This window comes from Arthrobacter sp. TB 26 (genome assembly GCF_000427315.1).
Classification (GTDB): Bacteria; Actinomycetota; Actinomycetes; order Actinomycetales; family Micrococcaceae; genus Arthrobacter.
Genome location: NZ_AUPJ01000424.1, coordinates 1 through 2,226, shown reverse-complemented (window position 1 = coordinate 2,226; position 2,226 = coordinate 1). Strand labels below are relative to the sequence as shown.

General features: G+C 68.2%; 3 protein-coding genes. 2 read left to right on the top strand and 1 reads right to left on the bottom strand.

The genetic code is table 11. From position 1 onward, the window contains the following. Both K789_RS0116295 and K789_RS0116290 read left to right on the top strand, forming a co-directional pair. Positions 1-780 (top strand): DUF2797 domain-containing protein (locus K789_RS0116295; RefSeq protein WP_024367688.1); only part of this gene is annotated, 780 nt, incomplete at its 5' end. 128 nt (positions 781-908) lie between these two features. Continuing rightward, positions 909-1,133: a DUF3188 domain-containing protein gene (locus K789_RS0116290; protein ID WP_024367687.1), complete on the top strand. Its 225-nt coding sequence runs from the start codon at positions 909-911 to the stop codon at positions 1,131-1,133. Here K789_RS0116290 and K789_RS0116285 read toward each other — a convergent pair. Next, on the bottom strand, positions 1,123-2,226 hold a 1,104-nt coding region (locus tag K789_RS0116285), incomplete at its 5' end, for a SulP family inorganic anion transporter (RefSeq protein ID WP_024367686.1). The two genes, K789_RS0116290 and K789_RS0116285, sit on opposite strands and share 11 nt — an antisense overlap.

Here is a 2,226-nt window from a genome sequence, read left to right as displayed (position 1 = left end):
GCCGCCGGCGGCAAATACTGTCTCGGGCACCACAAGGTCCATGGGCCTGCTGACCGCGATCACGTCCTCTGCCCGGACCGGGCGCAGGCGGTGAGGGGAAGCCAGTGTGAGCGCTGCTTCGTCGTGGACGATTCACGGCTCATCCACGATTTTCACCGCGGCGGACATGTGCCGCCTGGTCTACGGGCCTACCTGATGCAGCCGCACTGGCTCTACATCGCCACCTTCGCCAACGGCGCCAGCAAGGTGGGCACCGCCGCGAACCTGCGCAAATGGAAGCGGCTCGCGGAGCAGGGCGCCGTCACCGCCCGCTACGTCGCGCGCGCTGACGACGGCCGGGTGGTCAGGAACCTCGAGGACCTGGTGACCCGCGACGCCGGTGTCCCGCAGCAGATCCGCTCGGCCGCCAAGGCCGCAGCCCTGACCGGGCCGGCGCCCGCCGTCGAACTGGACGCCCTGAACTGCAGGCTGGCAGGGGTTGTCCGCGGGCTGCTCTCGGGTGCCGGGGGCGGCGGCTTCGAGGTCGTGGACGAACGTTGGCTGCGGCCGGGACTGTCGGATGCGGTCTGCGGACCGGCCGTCCGGCACGCCTACCCGCATGAGCTCAGCACGGGTGCCCACGGTTTCCGGATCGACTCGCTGAGTGGCAGCGTTGCGCTGGCCGGGCTCGACGGCGCCGACCTTGAATTCGTCGTCAACCTTGGCCAGCTGAAGGCGCGGACCATCGAACTCGGCGACCACGGCAGCGACGTTCCGGCAGTCCAGGAGCCGCTGTTCTGACGTTGAAATTACCCCGCGACGCGCAAAATACCTGACGCGCCCGTATTCCCGCGTCGCCCGGCATTTTGTGGGTCGCCAGGCACTTTGCGTGTCGCGGCGTTGCCGGCGGTCCCCAGTAGACTGGCACGGTGCTGAAAGAATTCTGGGACTCCGCATCAACCACCTACAAGGTGCTGGTTTTCAGCGCGATGGGGCTGCTCGCCGTCGGCATCGCCCTGAACCTCGTGGGGAACACCTCCGGTAACCAGGACCTCGCAGTGGCCTCCCTCGCCGTGATCGGGCTCGGCCTGGTCCTGCACATTGCGGGGATTGTGGTCCGCGGCCAGACGATCCGGAAAAACCTCAAGCGTTAGCAGCGGCATTCCGGAGCACGTGGCTGCGGGCGTGCGCCACGGCCTCGGGCAGCGTCGTGAACAGGTGTTTGTGGTGCCGCAGCGAGCGGATCACCCCGACGTTGGTCACGAGCTCAAGGTGCTGCGGCTGGACGCCCTTCAGCAGGACCGTCACGCCGCGCAGCTCCAGCGCCGAGATGACCTCCACCAGCGTATGGGCCCCGGTGGCGTCGAGCATCCGCACCTGGGACAGCCGGATGATGGCCACCTGGATATCCTTGACCTGGCTGATTTCCTGCAGGACGCGTTCCGCGGCGCCGAAGAACATGGCCCCGTCCAGCCTGAAGATCGCGATATGCTCGTCCCCTGCCTCGCGCGGCCCCGGAACCTCCTCGCGCTTTACCCCGCTGAGCGAGGCGAACTTGCGCAGCGTAAAGAGGGCCGCGGCGACAAGCCCGATCTCGATGGCCACAATCAGGTCGAAGGCCACGGTGATGAGGGCCGTCAGGATGAACACGAACGCGTCGGCGCGGGTGGAACGCATGATCGCTCCGACCGTGTGCCTGGACACCATGCGGGTTGCCGTAACCATCAGGATCCCGGCCAGGACCGCGAGCGGAATCTTTCCGACCAGTCCGGCTGCCAGGTAGATGATGGCCAGCAGCACCAGCGCGTGCACAATCGCGGAGAGCCGGGTTTTGGCGCCGGAGCGGACGTTGACCGCGGTCCGGGCGATAGCGCCGGTGGCCGGCATGCCGCCGAAGAATCCCGCCGCGACGGAGGCGAGTCCCTGCCCCGTCAGCTCCCGGTCCGGGCTGTAGGCCCCGGAGGGCCTCCCGTCAGGGCCCACCATGCCGGCGGCCACCCGTGCGGAGAGCAAGGATTCGATGGCGGCGAGCATCGCGATGGAGACCGCCGGCATCAGGAGACCGCCCAGTGTCGCCGGATCAAGCGACGGCAGCGACGGTGCTGACAGGGAATGCGGCAGCTCGCCGATCCGGGGAATCTCGAGCTGGAGCAGCTCGGCGGCCACGGTGGCCAGCAGGACTGCGATCAGGCTCGCCGGCAGGGCCTTGTTCAGCTTCGGGAGCAGGAACATTACGGCGGCCACTCC